Source organism: Bradyrhizobium sp. Unk1, assembly GCF_059512345.1.
On the sequence record NZ_JCAMOP010000027.1, the window covers coordinates 1 to 19,669 of the forward strand.

Sequence of the window (19,669 nt, forward strand, 5' to 3'; positions counted from 1 at the left end):
TTTCCTCCAGCGGTTGGGGCTAACCTATCGGCTGGGGGCCCCAAACAGACGCGTTGCCAAGTCTGTTGTTCCCCGGATCGACCTCGTAGTTGACGCCATCGGGATCATCGCGTTCGCGGCGCTGGCCGCCAGACAGCGACCACGTCGCCGTCGCTGATCGGGTTTCCAGAAACGCCACGCGCTGGGGGCGCCGCGCTCGCGGGCACGCCAATTGATTTATCTCAATGGTGCCTCTTGGTTCTCCCTGAACCATCAGTCCCATGATCTCGACCGACAAGCCGGACCCGGGGAAGGAAGCGCCGAAGCCTTCGCACTCGGAGGAGGCGATGCGGATCATTGGGGAGTACGTCGACGATCTGCGGGAAATCATCAAGAAGCTCCGCAAGAAGCTCAGTTGAGCGCCGAGATCGGGGCGCGCGATCAGCGAAGCCGCGAGATCATCGACAAGTCGACTGCGTAGCTCTTAGCGATCTCGGCCAGCGTCTCGCCGGCACCGCGGCGCTTCAGCGCCTCGGCACGCTGGTATTCTGACAGTTTGGGCTTCCTGCCGAACTTGACTCCTTTGGCCTGGGCGCGCCTGCGACCATCGCCGGTGCGCTCGCGGATCAGGTCGCGCTCGAACTCCGCAATGGCGGCGAGTAGCGTCGACAGCAAGCGGCCCTGCGAGGACGTGGTGTCGAACAGCGGGTCGCCGAGGCTCCTGAAGGCCGCGCCGGCCTTGCCGATGCGCTCAATCAGGTCGAGCAGCTCGCGGGTCGAGCGGCCGAGTCGGTCGAGCTTGGTGACCAGGACGACGTCACCAGCCCTCAGCGACCCCATTAGCTTGGCGAGCTGGGGCCTATCGGCCCGGGCACCGCTGACCTTCTCCTTGAAGATCGTGGTGGCATCGGCCGCCGTCAGGGCCTCGATCTGGCCGGTGAGGTGCTGATCCAGAGTGCTGACGCGGGCGTATCCGAGAATGGCCATTTGCGCGCTCCACTTTTGCAAGTGAATTTCGCAACTGTAACACGTTGTTTTTCCTCGTCCAGAAGTTTTTTGCAAAACTCCTAAGTTTCACAAATCGTGGGCTGGAACGGATCAGCCACCGCGACCGTTGCCTATGTGCGGCCCCATCCCCTTGGCCGCGCGGCCCCGCCGCCGCGTGACGACCTATGCCCCCAAGAGGCGGCGGGGCCTTGATGCGGGGCAATACGCAGGGAGGCGACAATGCGCCTTCACCACTTTCACCACAGCCCATCGATCGACTTCGTCACGCTCACGGCCGGCAGTCTTCTGGTGATCGGCTTCGTGGCCGCAATCGCTGCGCTGCTGATTCGCTAGAGGCCAGCGGCGTCGAAAAAAATGAACGCGTGGATGCGTATACGCCTCGGTTTTTGGGCGTCGAAGCGCCACTAACTCAAAGGCTAGACCGCTTGGGCTAATACCTTTGCGGTGGCTCAAAAACTCCTACTTTCTGGTAGAAATCCCAGGAGCAATCCGCGCTCAGCGTGGCGGGGTCCACTTGATTCCAACCCGGCCTACCAGAGACCGAAGGTTGCGAGCTACCCTGAATGTGCGTCACACCAGCGCCCTGCTGTACGGCAATCGGCGGGAAGACCCACTCAGTGGCTGGAAGATATCGGATTGGCATGAACCAGTCGCGAACACCGATCCCCGCATCGTCTTGCGCCAGAGATCCGACGAGACTGATGTAGAGATTGCCGCCGTTCAACAGAAATTGGATTTGCTCCCCACCGCGTCCATCGTATGACCAACGTTGAGTTGTCGCATCCTTCAGGTGGCCATCGGGAGTCTTTCCGGTTTTCCTACCCCAACCGGTTACCCTCCAGCTCGCGGAATACTTTTCTCGTGCTTTAGCCACGAACTTGATCGCGTCCTCCGGGATTTTCCAGACATGCTCCTGGAAATCAAAATAGTCATAATTGGGATCATTGCCCGAAATATTGAGCATGCATTTCGCATATCCTGTCCAGTGCCGCGTAATTGTCTGGGCATCGGAGCTAAACGACACGGCTGTCGAGCCGGCTAACGCCACAAATGACGCCAACCTAGTCAGAGCGGACCATGACATAACGCACTCCTCCAGTTCATCGGCCCTTCGCGCTATTCGGGTCGATAGAACACCGGGAAACGCGACCTGCTCGTCGAGCGCCTCCCTTGCAATGCGAATATCATGCTATCTGTAGTCGAGAGCGGGGGCAACTGAAGCGTCCCGGCATGTCCCGTTTGTCCGGTATTCGGTGACCGGTGTACACGCGCGGGCGCTTCAAGCGCCGCGCGTCCACGCCCGCAGGACATCTGACCCTCGCATCACGCGAACGGCGACAATGCCGAACAGCTTGAAGTCGATGCGGTCAAGATCGATCGCGTCGGCGCGGATCATCGCGAATGCCGGCGGGGCCGATGTCACGCTAAATTCGTCGACGTCGCATTCCCTTATAGAGGGATGGTGCGTCGACGGATTTTCCGTGACATTCATCCTAGACCGTCTCTTGCGCTCGGCGGCTTTTGCCCTGACGTGCGCTCGCTTCTCCTCCGGCGACAAGTCCAGGGCGGGACGGCCACGCTTGGTGCTGGCACCGGCCTTGCGCCTCGCCTGCGCGGCCCACTCGCGCTGCCGGCGACGGGTCTCTTCGGCGCCGTGGTCGAAGGCCGTGATGGTCGTGATGCCGAGGCGCTTCACCTCGTCGGCGGTGAGTCGAAGCGCCTTGCCGAGCTTGGCCGCGGAGATGGGCGGATGGTTTAGGGATTCCATGGCCGACGCTATCAGATCGTCGAGCTCTGGCACGGTGAGCCACGGAGCGCGTAGCCGCGCGTTCGCTCGCGCGGCGGCGACCCCGTTCGGCACCAGCCTGATCAAGTGATTGATCAGGTGCGTGAGGTACTCGCGACCGGCGTCGTCAGGCGGAAGATACCTTCCGCAGCGTTCATCAAGGATGGCGGTGAGGTCCTGACCGCGATGGAACCAGCGCCAATGCATCCGTGGCATCGGCGGCGGGCGCTCGCGATCCGGTCCAAGTAGATAATCTTTCTTGCGCTTCATGGCCGCAACACTGAGGTGGAGCGCAACTCGGCCCGCACGCGCGAGACCAGCGCGCGCAGATCATCAATCGCCCAGTCGCAGATCCGTCCGGCATCGAAGGCATCGCCTTGGCCGAGAAGCATGTCCGCTACGAGTTCGGCCTGGTCGTTCCGGAGATGGTGCCGGTTGAAGTGCAGCCACCAGCACATTCCTTGCCAATCGTGTGGCGAGGGAAGCGGCGGGCCCCAGGTCTGACGTTGCTGCGGCTGCTGTGGTGGCTGTGGCTTTAGGCCGCGCTCCGCTGCATCGGCAAGCGCATGCATATCGATGCCGGCACATTGCAGTGTGCGCTTCAACGCGCCAGCAGCGGCAACCACCTCGCCTGGCTTGTCGCTGGCGAGCAGCCTTATCAGCTTCGCGAGCTTGCCGGTGTCGACCTCGGCCCCGCTCTTCTTCACGCTCGAGCGGCGCGGTAGACGAGTCATCGGCGCGCCTCCAGGTTTTTTGAGGCGAGACGATGCAGCGGATCTTGCGCAGACGAGTGCGACGATCTATTTTTGCAGGCGATAGCTTTCGTGATGGTGAGCTGTCGAGACGAACTTCTCAGGGCCTGGTCATGTCGGTGACCGGGCCCTTCCATTATGGGCTTCATGTCGTTTGTCTTTCATTCGATGTTTCGGCGTCATGGTGGTGGTCTCCTTGGTGGTGTGCTGGTCGAAAAGGTGGTGTGGATCCCGGCGCTGCGAACGCCGAATTATCATGTAGGTATCGTGCCCCGAGGCGCTACTCGCGCGCGGCGACCCCTCCGAGTTCTGGTTTGCAAAAGGGGTGTTAAGCCATTGAGCCTGTTGGGGACACAAAGGGGTCGGTTTGCAAAATTTCTGAATGATTCCCGACCGCTGGGTTAGACTACGAATCTGAGGGTCGGACGTTCGAATCGTTCCGGGCGCGCCATTCCGCTACAAAACTGGGCACTCCAAAACCTGCCGATTTTGCGCGGGGCGCGGCGACGAGAGTGCGCAAGAGCACGCTTTTCGATCCCATGATGCGAACTTCTTTCGCGTCCACCTCAATGCGCCGAGTACGCGCAACAAGACGCTACTCTGCGAACGATGGCGCTCGGAACGCTGATTTTGAATGCTTTGTCGGTTCGAGCGGCACCAGGCCGCTTCATACGGTGCCGCAGCAGTGCCATCCAAATCAACGTGCAGACAAACACTTACGACCCCCGATGGCCCGGAGCGACACCGTCGCTTCTATCTAGCCGTCCTAATCGGTCGGATCTTTCGCACTGCTTCACGTATTGTCGATGATCTCCTTCACTGCGACAAAGTCCTCTGATGCACGCGCGGCCACGCCACTCTACGACACAGCCGAAGTCATGGTGCGCTGTGCAGCCTTCCTCGGTCATTCGTGTGGTCGGGCCTGGAGGTTGTCTCGAAAAAAATCGGCCACCTCGGTTTCGATCCGGCGATGGATCGCGACGCGATCGACGTCTGCGGCGTCCCTGCAAGCGGCGGGATCTTCCTTCTCCAACGCGGGCGGGCAGGGATCGATAAAAACAAGATGGCCGCCCGGCACGCTCTCCTGCTTGGGCGAGCGCGGCAATGCCGCGGCAAGCGCAAGGATATTGCCCTCCGGGCGGAGATCACTGTGCTCGGCCCGATAGAGCAGCACCGGCATCGTCAATGCGGTCAGCGCTTCCCGGTCGAACGGGGCGCCGAACGGCTCCATCAGCACGAGCGCCTTCAGCGGGAGCACGTCGGCGGCTTGTCCGAAGATTACGTGCGAAGTGTCATTTGTGTCGATCCCGTCACAGGCGCGCGGATCGTCGGTGCGCTCGCGGCAGTATGAAACGAGGTGGGCCCAGTCCGGTGTTGCGCCGGCGGCGATCAGCGCCACCGCGCCGCCAAACGAGTAGCCGACAATACCCAGCCGCGAGCGATCCACTTGCGCGGCGAAGCGTTGGTCAGCGAGAACCTGATCGAGAGCTTCGTGCAGTTGTCGCGGCCGATCGCGCAGAGGCTTAGTCCCGGCGTGGAACGGCGCGATGACGATAAAGCCTTGTCGTGCCAGCGCGGTGATCAGATCGCGGTGATTGAGGGGGCTTCCGCCACGACCGTTGCCGTGTGAGAACAGTAGAACCGGAAACGCCTTCGCCAAGGCGATCGGCGCGTCACGGCGGGCTCGGATGGTGAAGGGCCCGGACTCGAACGCGGCTTCGGCCGCGTCGGTCGGGTAGGCCACGAGGACAACAAGCGGGACCGCGTCCGGTACGGTGATGCGTGCGACGCCGGCCTGGTACCGACCATCGGCGCGCGCAGGCGACGGGCCGGCGGCGAGGGACACAAGCAGCGAAAGCACGATGGCCGCTGCGAGAATGCGTAGTCCGGCCGAGCCGGCGGGCAGTTTGCACATGGCAGTCGTTCCTCCCTTGATGCGTGCCATCAGACGGAATGCTCTTCCGGCTTGAGCAGCCGGTAGTGCAGCCGTGCATAGCCTCCGAGCTTCCTCACTATGCCATTCAACGCGAGCAGCAGAATTCCGCCGATGCCCGCGCTGGCGGCGATCAGCGCGATGCCGGCGAGAGCGCGCAGGACGATCGTGGTGAGCGAGGCGAAGTGCACGACCTTGAAGAGGCTCAGCAGCAGGCCGATCCCGATAACGCCGAGAATGAACATCACAAGGCCGGAGACCAAGAGCACAAGCCCGACGGCGAACATCAGCGGCAGCAGCAACAGAATGTCCACTGCGGCAAGCCCGCCAAGCGCCAGCAACGCCGTCGTGGAATTGCGCACGGAACGATGGTTTTCCCAGCGCCGTAGTCCCGTCTCGACGCGCAATTCGCGCGCCAGTCGCCGCGGATCACCAAGTGCTGTGGCGACGTCCTCCTCGCTGCGGCCGGCGCCATGGGCCTCGTCAAAATAGGCACTGTAGTCGGCAAGGATGTCGTTAATGTTGTCCGCCGGGAGGCCCGTCAGTCCGTCGCGGAGCGTCCGCAGGAAAGCAATACGGTTCATCTAATGTCTCCGAGCAGCTGGTTGACGGCCTCGGTGAATGACCGCCACTCGCGTTTCTGCGCGGCATAGGCGGTACGGCCTGCCGGTGTGAGTCGGTAATATTTTCGCGGCGGGCCGCTGTTCGATTCGACGAGGCGGGTGTCGACGAGCCCGTCATCCTGCATCCGCCGCATCAACGGGTAGATCGTGCCTTCGCCCATGCCGACGGCTGTCGCTAGCGTGCTCGCGATCTCATAGGCGTAGCTCTCGCGGCACGCCAGCAGCGCCAGGACGCACAATTCGAGCGCGCCTTTCTTGAGTTGAATCTGGATTGTTGACTCGGTCATCGAGTTGCTGCGGTTTGTGCTTACAGAGCAACATATAGCAAGGTAGTGACTAATACAAGGTACCTATCAAAACATGATTCATACAACCAGATGATCAATGGCGGCGTCCGCCCGATGGGATGATTGAATCGGGCGTCTTATGAACAGGGCCGCTTGAGTGCACCGCGTCGAAGGCGGTCGAAGATTTATCTATCGCAGCGCATTGCTGGCTGAGGTCTCATGGTCGAATAGCCAAGCAATAGTGCCCATCTTCATCTGCCGCGGCGCGTCACTTAGACTAAGGGCTCGCCAGAGACGCCTGGACATGTCGGTGAATATGGAGATGACCCATGAAGCTCGCGCATGACGGAATCCAGCTGTCCTTCGACATTGCCGGCGCGGGACCGCTTCAATTCCTGTTCGTCCATGGCCTGGGCGGAGATCGCACGCATTTTGCGCCGCAGATGGAGTATTTCGCCCGTCAAGGCCGGGCATTGAATGCCGAGCTGCGGGGGCATGGTGAGAGCGACAAGCCGCAACAGGCGTATTCGATCGAAAGCTTCGCCGATGATCTCGTCTTTCTGTGCAACCGACAGCAGATCACCAAGCCTGTTATCGTGGGTCAAAGCATGGGTGGCAACATGGCGCTCGAAATCGCCGCCCGCTATCCGGACTTTCCTGCAGGCCTGGTGCTGCTCGACTCAGGGGTGCTCTTCCCTGCCTCGGCAGGGACGGTGTTCGCCGGGTATCTGGAGGGCTTAAGGGGCGCGAATTTTGCGGACGAGGTCCGGAAAATCGTGGCGGACTCCTGTCTGCCGACCGACAGATGCCGCGCCCATGTTGAACAGACCTTTCTGGCGACGCCACAGCACGTGCTGGTGTCCACGTTTACAAGTCTGTTTCCCTGGGATGTGCATCGGGCGCGTGAATGCGCGAAGGCGTGCCGGGTCCCGGTGCTCTACATCGAAGCGGCTCATCGGCTCGCGGATCTGGATCGTTTTGCGGAGCTGTGCCCGCAGCTGGTCACGGCCAAGGCCGTCGGCTCCGGACATTTCCTGTCGCTGGAGGTGCCGGAGCAGATCAACCCGATGATCGACCGGTTTGTCTCGCTCTACGTGCGAAGACCCGGGTAAGCTTCGTCATCGGCCGTGGCGCGCCATTTCCAGACTTTTGGCGCCGACCTACAATCGGGCAAGGACGAAACCCTTTGCAGGCCGGGTGAAGCCGGCCGGAAACAAACCAAGCCTAACCTTCCCCGAGCTTTCCCGTCCAACCCGATTCAAGGGAGGATTTTATGAAAGCAGCGCTCTTGGTTCTGTCGCTTCTTGGCCAGCCCGCGATTCCGATTTCAGACCGCGTGCCCATCTTCAATGTGGAAGCCCTTTGCCGGGACGTTTCCGCCGACGACAAGGCCTCAGGGCTTGCCCTGGCGCAGGACGCCGGCGAGTGCATGCGTGACGAGACAATTGCGCAGCAACAGCTGAGCTCGGCCTGGCTGACTGTTCCGGGTCCCGCGCGTGAAAGTTGCGAAGGCGAGGCTGCGGCAGATGGAATCCAAAGCTATGTCGATCTGCTCACCTGCCTGCAGATGACAGGCTGGGCGAATCCGGCTCCCCCGCCGACGCCCCCGCTCCGGGGAGCGAGCAAGATGCGGAACGCCAGGAATGAGCTGAAGAACGAATTGAAGAATTAGCTGCGCGGGCGAGCCCGCTTACGCGCTCAGCGGGGTCCTGCGAGCGATGCGACGAAGTTCCGGGCGCCGGGTGGCGGTCGCCATCAATGATGGGCCGACACGCCCTTGACGCATTGGGTCAACAGATCAACGCTGGCGAATTGGCTGACATCGCCCAGGCTGATCATGCCGACCATCCGCTTGCTCTTGTTGATCACGAGCAGCCTGCGGATTTTCAGCGTCTCCATGTGATGCACGGCTTTCGCCAGATCGTCGTCGTCCCGGCAGCAATGGATGCCTTCGGTCATCACGTCCCGCGCCGTCATGCGCGCGGCGTTGAAGTTCTTGCTCGCGAGGCCTTTGCAGACGATGTCGCGATCGGTCACCATCCCGATCAGATGGTCGTCATCGCCGATCGGAATGCAGCCGATGTCGTGCCCTTGCATCAACTTCGCGATCTCGGTGATCGGGGTGTCCGGGCTGACCCAATCGACACCCTTGTGCATCACGTCCTTGACCTTCATGGAGGACCTCCGTTGCGAACGCAGCCCCCGTGACGCGATTATACTACGAACTGGGCGCGACCGCACGCGCGCCGCGATGAAGGCGCAGGAAAAATCATCCCGCCGCCATGCCGCGTCAACCGTGCGTGCTGAAGCGTCCATGCGGCGCATTGGACGTCAGCCGTTCGAACTGTGCATGCGTCAGGTGAAGCAGCGTCTCATGGTCGCCGGCTTCGATATAGATCTCGGGCTGCGCCCGGATGCTGTCATCGACGATGAGATCGAGCCCGTAGCATCGGCCTACCGCCGGAACGGCTCCATGCGCGCAGTCCGCGAACAGCCTGTGGATCTCGGTTTCGTTCGCCATCACGAGATCCGCGCCGAGCTTCTCCTTCAAGTCCGGCAAGTTGAGACGGTGCGATGCCGGAACGATCGCGAGCATATAGCCGCCGTCATGGCGCAGCACGACGGCCTTGGCGAAACGATCGCCCGAGACGTGGCAGGCCTGCGCCGTGCGCGCGGATGGGGGGCAATGGTCATGGCGTAGCCTTTCGGATGGATATGCGAGCCATCCACCGTGATGCTGCCCCGCCGCACGATGGGCGGCCGCGTGATTGCCGGATGCCAGCATAGGCCTCGCGCTCGCACGCCGCAATCGGGTCGGGGGTTCGGATCGTTCCGGGCGCGCCTTTCCGCTGCGTTTGCGGCCGATCGATCGTGGCCTTTGCTGCGCTTCCCGTGGCTTACGGAATCCTTGTCACAACGTTGGGCCGGTTCTTCCTGAGCCAGGCGACTGCCTCGGGGCCATCGACGACGCACGCGAAGGTTTCCCAGGTCGGGTCCTCCAGGGACTCCGATTGCAGTCGCTTCGCCGCATACTCAACGAGATCGTGCAAGCCCTCGTATCCTCGTCGGTGCTCGAGGGACTCTGCAATCGCCGTGCTGGTCCAGCCTCGTCGGGCCAGATCGACAATGCTCGGAGCGTCAGCCTCGCTGAACCAAGGTGTGGCATCGAACTCGATGCAGCGGACATTATCGGCGGTGTGGCAAGTGGCGTGGATCATGGGTTCCTCCGTTCGCCGGCTCAGTTTCACATCGCTGCCTCGCACGCGCTCAGACTTTGACCAGATCCCCCAGCAGGTTCGCCGCCACCGTCAGCTTGGCAAGCGTCAGGCCGCTGGCGGCAATCTCCTCGACCGAGCGGCGGATACGCGCCGCTTCGGGGTGAGCCGCAAGCCAGGTCTCGACAGCCTGCTGGCCGGACTGGCCGGTTGCCAGCATATCCGCGGCCAGTCTTCTCTCGGCGCCGGCGATCTGTTCAACGGCGCGATCGACCGCCATGCGTTCGAAATAATCATTTGCCGGCACGCTGCGCGCGGCCGCGATGATGCGGTCGAGACGGAAATTGGCTTCCGCGGCGAAGAAGGTTGCGGCAGCATCGCCGATGGCGCGGGAGGTGCGCTCGGCGACCGTCACGATATCGGGTGCCGCAATCAGAGGGTCGAGATCGGCGAGCTCGCCGGCGAGGCCGGCCGGGACGCCGGCATCGGTGAGTTCCTGGCGCCGCTTGCCGCGCGCGGCCTGCAGGTCCGGCGGCAGGGTGGTGTCGAGGGAGGCCGCGATCTCGCGGATACCCGGGCCGAAACGTCCGATCACCGCCTCGAGGCCGTCCTTGAAATCGACATTGCGCACGTACCAGACCATGCGGGAAATCAGGAGGTCCTGGATCGCCGCGTAGAGGCCGAGCTGCACCTGCCCGTCAATCCGGGTGTCGAGCGCGTCGATCGCGTCATTGAGCCGCCTGAGCTCGTAGATCGCGTCCACCGCCACCTGCGCCATGACGATGGTGGAGATATCGGCGTCGGTCTCGTCGGTCAGGCGCACGATACACGCCGGGCCGCCGCGGTTGATCACGGCATTGACGAGACTGGTCGCGATGATCTCGCGTCGCAGGCGATGGAGCTCGACCGCGGTTGGGAATTTATCGGGGACCTCGCGCGGAAAATACAGCGACAGTCTGCGGGCGAGATAAGGATCATCAGGCACGCTGGTGACGAGCAGGTCCTCGTAGAGCGTCAGCTTGGCGTAGGCGAGCAGCACGGCAAGCTCGGGCCGTGTCAGGGCCTGGCCGCGCCGTGTCCGCTCGGTGAGCGCGGCGTCGTCGGGCAGGAACTCCACGGCGCGGCTGAGCAGGCCGCGCTGCTCGAGCGACTGCATCAGGCGGGTGAGGAAGCCGGTCTCGGCCACGCCCTTGCGCTCGGCGAGCGAGAGCGCCAGCGTCTGCAGATAGTTGTTGCGCAGCACCAGCGTGCCGACCTCGTCGGTCATCGCGGCAAGCAGGCTGTTGCGGTCGGCTAAGCTGAGGCGTCCCTCGCGTTCGGGGCGCGCCAGCGCGACCTTGATATTGACCTCGACGTCGGAGGTGTTGACGCCGGCCGAATTGTCGATGGCGTCGGTGTTGAGCTTGACGCCCTTCTGCGCCGCTTCGATGCGGCCGCGCTGGGTGGCGCCGAGATTGGCGCCTTCGCCGATCACCCGGGCGCGAACGTCAGTGCCTGCGATGCGGATCGGATCGTTGGCGCGGTCGCCGGCCTGATCGTCGCTCTCCGCCGACGCGCGGATATAGGTGCCGATGCCGCCAAACCACAACAGGTCCGTGCGCGCTTTCAGAATCGCCGTCATCACCTCGAACGGCGTGGCCTGCTCCTTGTCGAGATCGAGCAGGCTGCGGACTTCCGGTGCGAGCGGGATCGCCTTCAGCGTGCGCGAGAACACGCCGCCGCCCTGCGAGATCAGCGCCTTGTTGTAGTCCTGCCAGCTCGATCGCGGCAGGTCGAACAGGCGCTTGCGCTCGGCGAAGCTGGTCGAAAGGTCGGGGGAGGGATCGATGAAGATGTCGCGGTGATCGAACGCCGCCACGAGCCTTGTCGCCGGCGACAGCAGCATGCCGTTGCCGAAGACGTCGCCGGACATGTCGCCGACGCCGGCAGCGGTGAACGGCATGGTCTGAATGTCGGTGCCGAGCTCGCGGAAGTGGCGCTTGACCGCCTCCCAGGCGCCGCGCGCCGTGATCCCCATCTTCTTGTGGTCGTAGCCCTGGCTGCCGCCGGAGGCGAAGGCGTCGCCGAGCCAATGGTTCTTCTCGGCCGAGATCGCGTTGGCGACATCGGAGAAGGTGGCGGTGCCCTTGTCGGCGGCGACCACGAGGTAGGGGTCGTCGCCGTCGTGGCGCATCGTGGAATCGGGCGGCACGACGACGTCGCCGTCGAGATTGTCGGTGAGCTCGAGCAGCGAGCGCACGAAGATGCGATAGGCCTCGGTGCCTTCCGCGAGCCAGGCGTCGCGATTCGACGGCGGCGGCAGGCGCTTGGGCACGAACCCGCCCTTGGCGCCGACCGGCACGATCACGGCGTTCTTGACCTGCTGCGCCTTCACGAGACCCAGGATCTCGGTGCGGAAATCCTGCGGCCGGTCGGACCAGCGCAGGCCGCCGCGCGCGACCTTGCCGAAGCGCAGGTGAATGCCTTCGACCCGCGGCGAATAGACGAAGATCTCGTAGAGAGGCCGCGGTGCCGGCAAGTCGTCGATCCGCCGCGCGTCGAACTTGAAGGAGATCACCGGACGCGGTTGTCCATCCTCGCCGATCTGCCACAGATTGGTGCGGATGGTCGACTGCACCAGATTGGTGAAACGGCGCAGGATGCGGTCTTCATCGAGCGAGGCGACGGATTGGAGCTGCTCCTCGATCTCGGCAAGCAGCGCCGTCTCGCGTGCCGAACGCTCGCGATCGGTCAGCACGAGGCGCGGATCGAGACGGGTCTGGAACAGTGCGACGAGGGTGGCAGTGATCGCGGCGTTCTTGCGCAAGGTCTCCCACATGTAATCCTGGGTGAACGGAGCGCGGATCTGATGCAGATAGCGCGACAGCGCCCGGATGGTCGAGACCTCGCGCCAGCCCAGCGCGGTGCGCAGGATCAGGGCGTTGTATCCATCGGATTCGGCGCGATCCGTGACCACGGCCATGATCGAGGCTTCCAGGCGATGGCTGAATTCCGGGTTGATCTCGATCGGCTGGCCGTCGCTGGTCTCGATCGTCATCTCGTGCAGCCAGACCGGCTCCGGCCTGTTGCCGGGCACGATCTGATAGGTGCGTTCGTCGACCACGCGCAGGCCGTGATTTTCGATCACCGGCACGCGATAGGACAGCGAGAGCGGTGCGGCGTCGGAGAACACCTTCAGGCCGAAGCGCCTGGGATCGTCCTCGCCCTTGTCGCGGTGCACCGAAATCGTCACCGGGCGGGCCGGCGTCAGCCTTTCGATGGTGGCGATGTCGGCGATGGCCTGCTCCGCCGTGAAAACCTCGGTATAGCCGCCGCTAAAGGCCTGGGCATAACGGTTGGCGATCATGCGCGCCCGCATGCCGTCGGTCGACGCGGTGAGCGCGGCCTTCAGCTTGTCGATCCAGGTCGCGGCAATGGCGCTGATGCCGGCTTCGAGCGCGGCGCGCTCGACGACGGGCGTTTTGCCTTCATAGCGCCCGATGATGAAGTGGACGCGCGCAAGCGCGCCTTCAGGGAACGAGACGTAGGACGCCGACAGGGTCCCCTTGTAGACCTGCGCCAGGAAGGCTCCGACGCGCGTGCGGACGTCGGTGTCGTATTTGTCGCGCGGAATGAAGGTGAGAATGGAGACGAAGCGATCGAACTTGTCGACCCGCGCCAGCGCCCGGACGCGCGGGCGCTCGTAGAGGATCAGGACCTCGATGACGAAATTGTAGAGCGTGTCGACGTCGATCTGGAACAGCTCGTCACGCGGATAATCCTCGAGGATATGCATGAGCGCCTTGCCCGAATGGCCGTTCGGGTCGAAGCCGGCGCGCTGCAGCACCCGCGAAACCTTGTGGCGCACATAAGGGATCTGCCGCACCGAGCGGGTATAGGCGCCGGAGGTAAACAGGCCGACGACGCGCAATTCGCCCTCGAGCCGGCCGTCGGGTGCATAGAGCTTGATACCCACATAATCCATCCGGATCCGCCGATGGACGAGGCTTGAGACATTGGCCTTGATGACGATCAGCAGGGTCGGCTCGTGCATGAACTCGCGAATTTCCGAGGTCATCACCACCATTTCGTTGCCGCGGCGCAGGACCTTCACGTCGGGATCGCGCAGGATGCCGAGGCCTTCGCCGGTCATGATGTCGTCGGACGCATCGCTGTCGGGCGAGAAGCGATATTCGCGCACGCCGAGGAAGGTGAAATTGTCCGCGCAGAGCCATTGCAGGAACTGATTGGCTTCGGCGACCTCGTCGATCGGCAGCGGCGGCGGATTGGAGGAGAACGTCTTGATTGCCTCCTCGACGCGGTCACGCATGGCGCGCCAGTCGGTGACGCAGGCGCGGACGTTGTTCAGCGCCCTGGTGAGTCCGTCGATCAGCTTCTGGCGATCGGCGTCGGCATCCAGGCGGGTGATGTGGAGGTGAATCAGGCTTTCGCGCGCGCCCTTGGCTCCTTCCGGCAGTGCTTCGCCGTAGAACCGCAGCAGCTTGCCCTCGGCATCGCGCTCCACGGCGATGATCGGGTGGGCGACGAGGCTGACTTCGATGCCCTGCTCGGCGAGCTCCGCCATCGTGGAGTCGTACAGGAAAGGCATGTTGTCGTTGAGAATCTCGAGCACGGAAATCTCGCGCCCGTTCGGCAATGTCGGATTGACCACGCGGATATCGGCGCTGCCCGACGTGCGCCGCTGCACATGCTCCCAGGCGTGCTCCGCCAGGAGGGCGAGAGAGGCGGCATCGTAATTGTCGAGATCCTCGATATTGCTGTAGCCGAACAAGGGCTCGGCAAAGGCCCGCGGGCTCTTGCCCGGCGGCACGCTGCCTGCTGCGTCGCGGATCAGGGTTGCCCGGGCCTTGTCGTCACGCCACGCCATCATGTCCTCCATTTGCCGCGCCGTCCGACCGCAGTCGCGATCATCAGCCTAATTCTGGAGTTCATCTCGTCGAGCGCCGCGATCGCGTGGATACGCAAAATCCCCGGTCTCGTGCGTCGGCGGTTTCCGATGACAATACTACGATCCCGGAGCGAAAGGCGCACGCTGTTGTGAGGCGTGCTGAAATTCCCGACGGCAGCGGCGAGGCCGAGGTCGGTGGCCACCGAATCATTGAGGTGAGAAAAATCGCGAGCAATTTCAAATGTGTATGAGTTCGTGATTCTATTCTGAATGGCGCGCCAGATAAGCCTTCACCTTGCCGGCGAGATCGACAAGCGCGTGGTCTCTACGCAGCTCACCGCGGCGGATCCGGCTGGGAGACATGTCCGATACCGGACGAGGGAACAAGGAGGAGAACCTCCCCTGCGCCCAGACCGCTTAGCACCTCGACGCCGGTTTCCGTGGTTGTTCCCAAGACGACACGCCGGTCGAACTCTCGGCCCGATTCTGGCTCCCGGATTCTGACTCTGGGCTCCTCACGGGTGCCGCCCACGGCTTCGATGGGAACGACCAGCGCCTTTGCGTTCGCGCTCAGCTCGATTGTCATCCGCGCCGACATGCCGAGGCGTACCAACTCGCGCCGCGCCGCTTCCACCGACATGGCCGCGCGGATCTCGAATGACGGAGCGGGATTGCCGCCCTGGTCGGTATTTGCTTCGGCGCTCACCCCCACGATGCGTCCCGCGATCTCACTGGCGAAGGCGTCGCTGGTGATCGTCGCGGTCTGGCCGACATGCACGCGATTGACATCGACCTCGTCGATCCTGCCGACCACGAGCAGCGTCGAAAGATCGGCGACGGAAAACAGCGCCTGCCCGCGACTGACCCGGCTTCCGGGCTCGGTCGAGAGCGAGCCTTGAGCGCTCGGTGTCGTGGCGGGCGGGCGGACCAGGATACCCGACGAAGGTGCGAGCACGGTGCTGCCGTCGACCTGCTGCTTCAGGTCCGCCAATCTGGCCTGCGCGTTCTTCATTTCCAGATCCGCAAGTTGGCGATTTTCGGCGTTGCCGCGCGCGAGCGTCGTTTGCAGGTCGAGGCGGCTGCCGACCGCAGCGACCCGTTGTGCATCCCGCTGCTGCACCAGCCCGTCGAATTCGTTGCGCGAGACGATCCCACGGTCGAACAGGGCCTTGGTCTCGGTCACCTGACGTTCGAGGACGGCAAGTGCTGCGTCTGCGGCCTCGAGCGCGCGCTTGGCGCGCGTGACATCCGGACTGGTGTCCCAATGGAGCAGAACGTCGAGCGCCATGCTGGCCTTGAGCAGGGATCCCTGCGCGTCGCGAAAACGGCTTTGCACTTCCCCGGGGTCCATGACCAGAACTGTGTCGCCGGCAACCACGCGATCGCCCAGCTGCACCCTGCGCTCGCGTATGGGGCCGTCGAACGGCGCCGCAATCGGGACCACCTTTCCGGCTCGCAAAGTGCCAGTCAGCGTCAGGCGCGAAACGACCGCGCTTGGCGCGACCGTGAAGGTGCGGACCGGCGTCGACTCGGACGCGCTCCGCGGCGGCGAGGCGCTGTTCTGCCAGAACCAGGCGGTCAGGCTCAATGCGACAATGGCAAGCAGGGCGGCCGCGATCGTCATGCGTTTGATTCGTCGTGGGACAGGTCCGGCCACGCGCGCGCGCTCCGGGCGCTTCGTCTCCTCGGCGTCGCGGGTCCCGGCGTTCACGGTCAGTCTTTCAACGCGATGTGCCATGTCTCCAGTGTCGTCCCTAATTGGATATCCAGAAGCGTGAGCGCGTTGAGGTAGCCGATCATGGCGCCGAGCTGCTGGCTTTCGGCCGATCGCAAATCGTTTTCCAGTCCTCGCACCTGGAAATTGGCCGAGCGGCCGGCCTTCAATTTCTCCTTCTCGATGTCCACGGCCCGGGATGCCAGTTGGCGGGCCCGGCGCGCCACTTCGAGCTGCCGCCAGCGGATGTCCACGTCCGTCACCGAACCGCGGACCTGGAGCTCCGCGCCCTGGCGGATGCTCGCGAGCTGCAACTCCGACGTCTGTAATGTGGAGGTCGCCTGCACGAAAGGTTGCTCGCGGCGCAGATCGTTGAGCGGAACGCTGAATGCCGCGCCGACCGTCACGTCGGAGATCCGCTCGGCGGCGAAAGTGCCGCCCCCTGTCGTCGTCTCGCGCCCGAACCGCCCGCTTGCGAATACCGACAGGTCCCACAGCCGTTCATTCTGGGCGACGACGATGCCCAGTTTGTTTTGCTCGACGACGAGAACCTGCCCGAGATAGTCCGGGCGCTGGGCCAGTGCGATCTGCATCAGCCGCGACAGACTGGTCGCGATCCTCGCCGGATCGGTGCTCTCCCTGGCCACGATCGCGGCTCCAAGATCGATGGACAGAAGGTTCAGCAATTGCAGCCGCGCCGAATCCAGCGTCTTCGTCGCCTCGAGCACGCGGATGCGCTGGTTCTCGAGGTCGGCCTCGGTCTGCACGATATCGACTTCGGCCATTCGCCCCGCTGTGATGAGCGTGCGGTTGATGTCGACGAGCTCTTGCGCGCGGCCCACGGATGTCTGCGCCAGCTTCAGCTCTTCCTGGGCCTGAAGAAGAGCGCGATAGGCGAAGATGACCTGGCCGATGGTCTCCGAGATCGTCGCCTTCAGCCGCAGCCGGTTGATCTTCTCCGTCAGGCGGGCGGCTCGCACCGGCGCCATGTTGACATCGATGCCGCCTCCGCGCAGCAGAGGTTGCGACAATGTCAGCTCCGCGATGGAGCTGCGCGTGACAATGCCGGCCGTATCGCTCATCTGGTTCGCCCAGGCCAGGCCGAACGTCGCCCCCGTCGGCAGCAGGGCCGTGGCGGTCGGCGTGATCTCGGCACTCGTCGTGTTGATGCCGGCAATCTGCTGACGGGTCGCGCCCCCGTTGATCGAGACGTGCGGCGTGAACCGATCCTCGGCCACCCTCAGATCGAACTTCTGCGCGATCCTGTCGATATAGGCGCTGCGGATCGTCCTGTTGTCGCGCATCGCAATGGCGATCGCATCTGCAACGGTGAGGGAAGTACCTGCCGCCCTTGGGTCTGTCTCGACGGCCGGCGTCAGGGCAGCTGACGGAGGACTGGCGCGCCGGGCCTTGACGGTGGATTTTGATCGGGCCTCCTGCGCGGCCGCGCTGAGATGCGGAAAGGCGGTCGCCAGCATCATCGCGAGCGCAAGTCCGAGCCAACGCTTCCGCTGCGCGCCCATTTAGTCGGTCCTCAAGGCGGCAATCGGATCGAGCCGGGCGGCGCGTGCTGCGGGATAGCTTCCGAAGAACAGGCCGACGACGAGCGCCATGCCGGCTCCAAGCGGCAATGCGACCGGCGCGACAGCGAAGGACCAGCCGGATGATCTGGCGAAGAGCCAGCCGGTCAGCGTCCCCAGCACTGTGCCGATCGCCGAGCCGGCCGCCGACAGCAGCAAGGCCTCGACCAGGAACATCACGCGGATATCGTGGCGCCGGGCTCCGATCGCCAGCCTGATGCCGATCTCCCGCCGCCGCTCCATCACGCTCATCAGCATCACGTTCATCACGCCGACGCCACCCACCACCAGCGAGACCGTTCCGATCGCCAGCAGCAGAAGCCCGTAGATGCGCATCTGCTGGTCGAGGGTTGCGATCAGTTGCCTCGCGGTCTGCACGCTCACGCCGCTGCCTCGCATGCGCGAGCCGAAATATTCGGAGATCTTCTCCGATACGATCGCATCGTCACGCGCGATGTCGATCCGTGCCGCGACATTGGTGATTTGAGGAGACGGGATCAGGCGGCGTGCGGCCGCATAGGGAATGATGACGGATCGATTGAGATCGAGGTTGAGGACCATATTGGAGTAGACGCTGGCGAGGATGCCGATGACGGTCATGACCTGGCCGTCGAGTGAAATCTGGTCGCCGATCCTGACCGGCCTGCCGGTGCTCGCCGCGATGTCTTTGGTGAGATCGGCCCCGAGCACTGCGAACGGCGCGAAGCCGTCGAGATCGGACGTCCTTCGTCCCGTCGCGATCTCGGCCTTGGCGAGCGAATAGATCCCGTCCGTCGCGGCGACGAGGTTGGCCTGAAGCGAGGAACGGCCGATCCTGACGGACGTGCCCGTGAGGATGAGGGGAGCCGCGGCGATTACGCCGATGCCGGCGCCGCTGACGTCACGAGCCGCGTCGAACGGGATCACGGCATTTTTCGTTCCGTCCGATCCCGGGGTGACGTTCACGAGGTCGATGCCGAGCACGTCGAATTGCTGCATCGTCTCCTTGCGGGCATTGTAGCCGATGTGAAGCATCGCGATCACGGCGGCTGTCCCGATCGCGATGCCGACCAGCGCAAGGACGGTGCGGCCCTTGGGTGCCTGCAAGTTCGAGGCGGCGTCGAAAGCGAGCTCGCGCAGAATCATGCGATCACCGCTCATGCCGTCGCCCCGACGCAGCGGAGTTCACCCCTGGTGTCGTCGACGACGCCGCCGTCGCGCATGACGATGCGCCGGGGACAGCGCGCCGCGAGCGTGGGATCGTGGGTCACGATCACCATTGTGACCCCGGATTCTCGGTTCAGCGACAGGAATAGGCCCAGGATGTCGTCGGCGGATTGGCTGTCAAGGTTGCCGGTCGGCTCGTCCGCAAGCAGTAATGCAGGCTCGCCCACCAGGGCGCGGGCGATGGCCACCCGCTGGCGCTGCCCTCCGGAGAGTTCATCGGGGCGGTGCGTCAGACGATCCGTAAGGCCGACACGATCGAGAGCGACGGCGGCAGCCTGCCGGCGCCGCGCGCCCGCGACACCGCGATACAGCAGCGGCAACGCCACATTGTCGAGTGCGGACAGGCGCGGCAGCAGATGGAACGACTGGAAGACAAAGCCGATGTGCCGGTTGCGCAGCCGGGCCGCGTCGTCCTCGCGCAGGCTTGCAACGGATATTCCGTTCAGATGAATCTCGCCGCTGTCGGGCCGGTCGAGCAGCCCCATCAGGTTCATCAACGTCGTTTTGCCCGAGCCCGACGCGCCTGTCAGCGCGCACATGTCTCCGGCGTTGATCAATAGCGTGACGTTCCTCAGCACGGGCGCGCCGCCCGCAACTCCGGCGTAGCTCTTGCTGGCGCGGGCAATGCTCAGCATTCCGCGTGACCTCGGTGACGATAGGGCTGCGAACCGCGGTGAAGGCCTTGGACCAATGAACGC

The 19,669-nt window shown here is 63.8% G+C and carries 18 protein-coding genes; 3 read left to right on the plus strand and 15 right to left on the minus strand.

Annotation, left to right across the window (positions count from 1 at the left end; all coding sequences use genetic code 11):
* Window positions 1-260: 260 nt before the first annotated feature.
* Window positions 261-398 (plus strand): hypothetical protein, encoded by a 138-nt coding sequence (locus AC5ZFO_RS29815; protein ID WP_496122935.1) that lies wholly within the window; start codon window positions 261-263, stop codon window positions 396-398.
* A gap of 22 nt (window positions 399-420) precedes the next feature.
* On the opposite strand, the gene AC5ZFO_RS29820 is transcribed toward AC5ZFO_RS29815, so the two are convergent.
* From AC5ZFO_RS29820 to AC5ZFO_RS29850, 7 genes are all read right to left on the minus strand, one after another.
* Window positions 421-966, minus strand: a complete 546-nt coding sequence (locus AC5ZFO_RS29820; RefSeq protein WP_496122936.1) for a recombinase family protein — start codon at window positions 964-966, stop codon at window positions 421-423.
* A gap of 451 nt (window positions 967-1,417) precedes the next feature.
* Entirely contained in the window at window positions 1,418-1,951 is a 534-nt protein-coding gene (locus AC5ZFO_RS29825; protein WP_496122937.1) for a hypothetical protein, read from the minus strand.
* 315 nt (window positions 1,952-2,266) lie between these two features.
* Window positions 2,267-2,788, minus strand: coding sequence for a hypothetical protein (locus AC5ZFO_RS29830; RefSeq protein ID WP_496122938.1), 522 nt, complete (start codon window positions 2,786-2,788; stop codon window positions 2,267-2,269).
* A 251-nt stretch (window positions 2,789-3,039) separates the two neighbouring features.
* Window positions 3,040-3,507, minus strand: a complete 468-nt coding sequence (locus AC5ZFO_RS29835; protein ID WP_496122939.1) for a hypothetical protein — start codon at window positions 3,505-3,507, stop codon at window positions 3,040-3,042.
* A gap of 922 nt (window positions 3,508-4,429) precedes the next feature.
* Entirely contained in the window at window positions 4,430-5,470 is a 1,041-nt protein-coding gene (locus tag AC5ZFO_RS29840; protein WP_282519632.1) for an alpha/beta hydrolase family protein, read from the minus strand.
* A complete protein-coding gene (locus AC5ZFO_RS29845; protein ID WP_282519633.1) occupies window positions 5,470-6,042 on the minus strand; it encodes a DUF1700 domain-containing protein in 573 nt (190 codons plus the stop codon). The genes AC5ZFO_RS29840 and AC5ZFO_RS29845 overlap by 1 nt, the downstream gene beginning before the upstream one ends.
* Entirely contained in the window at window positions 6,039-6,368 is a 330-nt protein-coding gene (locus AC5ZFO_RS29850) for a PadR family transcriptional regulator (protein WP_282519634.1), read from the minus strand. The genes AC5ZFO_RS29845 and AC5ZFO_RS29850 overlap by 4 nt, the downstream gene beginning before the upstream one ends.
* A 329-nt stretch (window positions 6,369-6,697) precedes the next feature.
* Here AC5ZFO_RS29850 and AC5ZFO_RS29855 point away from each other — a divergent pair, with 329 nt between their 5' ends.
* Entirely contained in the window at window positions 6,698-7,480 is a 783-nt protein-coding gene (locus AC5ZFO_RS29855; RefSeq protein WP_282519635.1) for an alpha/beta fold hydrolase, read from the plus strand.
* Between the two features lie 161 nt (window positions 7,481-7,641).
* Window positions 7,642-8,040 carry a hypothetical protein gene (locus AC5ZFO_RS29860; RefSeq protein ID WP_282519636.1) on the plus strand — a complete coding sequence of 133 codons (399 nt, stop codon included), beginning with the start codon at window positions 7,642-7,644 and terminating at the stop codon, window positions 8,038-8,040.
* Between the two features lie 83 nt (window positions 8,041-8,123).
* Here the strand turns inward: AC5ZFO_RS29860 and AC5ZFO_RS29865 are convergent, their stop codons facing one another.
* From AC5ZFO_RS29865 to AC5ZFO_RS29900, 8 genes are all read right to left on the minus strand, one after another.
* Window positions 8,124-8,543 carry a CBS domain-containing protein gene (locus AC5ZFO_RS29865; RefSeq protein ID WP_282519637.1) on the minus strand — a complete coding sequence of 140 codons (420 nt, stop codon included), beginning with the start codon at window positions 8,541-8,543 and terminating at the stop codon, window positions 8,124-8,126.
* 115 nt (window positions 8,544-8,658) lie between these two features.
* Entirely contained in the window at window positions 8,659-9,153 is a 495-nt protein-coding gene (locus tag AC5ZFO_RS29870) for an aminoacyl-tRNA deacylase (RefSeq protein ID WP_282519638.1), read from the minus strand.
* A gap of 112 nt (window positions 9,154-9,265) precedes the next feature.
* Complete coding sequence (locus AC5ZFO_RS29875; protein ID WP_282519639.1) at window positions 9,266-9,586, minus strand: hypothetical protein; 321 nt, start codon at window positions 9,584-9,586, stop codon at window positions 9,266-9,268.
* A 49-nt stretch (window positions 9,587-9,635) separates the two neighbouring features.
* On the minus strand, window positions 9,636-14,462 hold the full coding sequence (locus tag AC5ZFO_RS29880) for an NAD-glutamate dehydrogenase (protein ID WP_496122940.1): 4,827 nt from the start codon (window positions 14,460-14,462) through the stop codon (window positions 9,636-9,638).
* Between the two features lie 343 nt (window positions 14,463-14,805).
* Entirely contained in the window at window positions 14,806-16,209 is a 1,404-nt protein-coding gene (locus AC5ZFO_RS29885) for an efflux RND transporter periplasmic adaptor subunit (RefSeq protein WP_496122941.1), read from the minus strand.
* Window positions 16,185-17,708 carry a TolC family protein gene (locus AC5ZFO_RS29890; protein WP_282519642.1) on the minus strand — a complete coding sequence of 508 codons (1,524 nt, stop codon included), beginning with the start codon at window positions 17,706-17,708 and terminating at the stop codon, window positions 16,185-16,187. The genes AC5ZFO_RS29885 and AC5ZFO_RS29890 overlap by 25 nt, the downstream gene beginning before the upstream one ends.
* Window positions 17,709-18,905 (minus strand): ABC transporter permease, encoded by a 1,197-nt coding sequence (locus AC5ZFO_RS29895; protein ID WP_496122942.1) that lies wholly within the window; start codon window positions 18,903-18,905, stop codon window positions 17,709-17,711.
* Window positions 18,902-19,606 carry an ABC transporter ATP-binding protein gene (locus AC5ZFO_RS29900; RefSeq protein ID WP_496122943.1) on the minus strand — a complete coding sequence of 235 codons (705 nt, stop codon included), beginning with the start codon at window positions 19,604-19,606 and terminating at the stop codon, window positions 18,902-18,904. Before AC5ZFO_RS29900 ends, AC5ZFO_RS29895 begins: the two co-directional genes overlap by 4 nt.
* Between the last annotated feature and the right edge of the window lie 63 nt (window positions 19,607-19,669).

Bases quoted from the DNA above. Each gene is read 5' to 3' on its own strand.
- AC5ZFO_RS29815 (WP_496122935.1), top strand. From the start codon at position 261: ATGATCTCGACCGACAAGCCGGACCCGGGGAAGGAAGCGCCGAAGCCT.
- AC5ZFO_RS29820 (WP_496122936.1), bottom strand. From the start codon at position 966: ATGGCCATTCTCGGATACGCCCGCGTCAGCACTCTGGATCAGCACCTC.
- AC5ZFO_RS29825 (WP_496122937.1), bottom strand. From the start codon at position 1,951: ATGCTCAATATTTCGGGCAATGATCCCAATTATGACTATTTTGATTTC.
- AC5ZFO_RS29835 (WP_496122939.1), bottom strand. From the start codon at position 3,507: ATGACTCGTCTACCGCGCCGCTCGAGCGTGAAGAAGAGCGGGGCCGAG.
- AC5ZFO_RS29840 (WP_282519632.1), bottom strand. From the start codon at position 5,470: ATGGCACGCATCAAGGGAGGAACGACTGCCATGTGCAAACTGCCCGCC.
- AC5ZFO_RS29845 (WP_282519633.1), bottom strand. From the start codon at position 6,042: ATGAACCGTATTGCTTTCCTGCGGACGCTCCGCGACGGACTGACGGGC.
- AC5ZFO_RS29850 (WP_282519634.1), bottom strand. From the start codon at position 6,368: ATGACCGAGTCAACAATCCAGATTCAACTCAAGAAAGGCGCGCTCGAA.
- AC5ZFO_RS29855 (WP_282519635.1), top strand. From the start codon at position 6,698: ATGAAGCTCGCGCATGACGGAATCCAGCTGTCCTTCGACATTGCCGGC.
- AC5ZFO_RS29860 (WP_282519636.1), top strand. From the start codon at position 7,642: ATGAAAGCAGCGCTCTTGGTTCTGTCGCTTCTTGGCCAGCCCGCGATT.
- AC5ZFO_RS29865 (WP_282519637.1), bottom strand. From the start codon at position 8,543: ATGAAGGTCAAGGACGTGATGCACAAGGGTGTCGATTGGGTCAGCCCG.
- AC5ZFO_RS29870 (WP_282519638.1), bottom strand. From the start codon at position 9,153: ATGCTGGCATCCGGCAATCACGCGGCCGCCCATCGTGCGGCGGGGCAG.
- AC5ZFO_RS29875 (WP_282519639.1), bottom strand. From the start codon at position 9,586: ATGATCCACGCCACTTGCCACACCGCCGATAATGTCCGCTGCATCGAG.
- AC5ZFO_RS29880 (WP_496122940.1), bottom strand. From the start codon at position 14,462: ATGGAGGACATGATGGCGTGGCGTGACGACAAGGCCCGGGCAACCCTG.
- AC5ZFO_RS29885 (WP_496122941.1), bottom strand. From the start codon at position 16,209: ATGGCACATCGCGTTGAAAGACTGACCGTGAACGCCGGGACCCGCGAC.
- AC5ZFO_RS29890 (WP_282519642.1), bottom strand. From the start codon at position 17,708: ATGGGCGCGCAGCGGAAGCGTTGGCTCGGACTTGCGCTCGCGATGATG.
- AC5ZFO_RS29895 (WP_496122942.1), bottom strand. From the start codon at position 18,905: ATGAGCGGTGATCGCATGATTCTGCGCGAGCTCGCTTTCGACGCCGCC.
- AC5ZFO_RS29900 (WP_496122943.1), bottom strand. From the start codon at position 19,606: ATGCTGAGCATTGCCCGCGCCAGCAAGAGCTACGCCGGAGTTGCGGGC.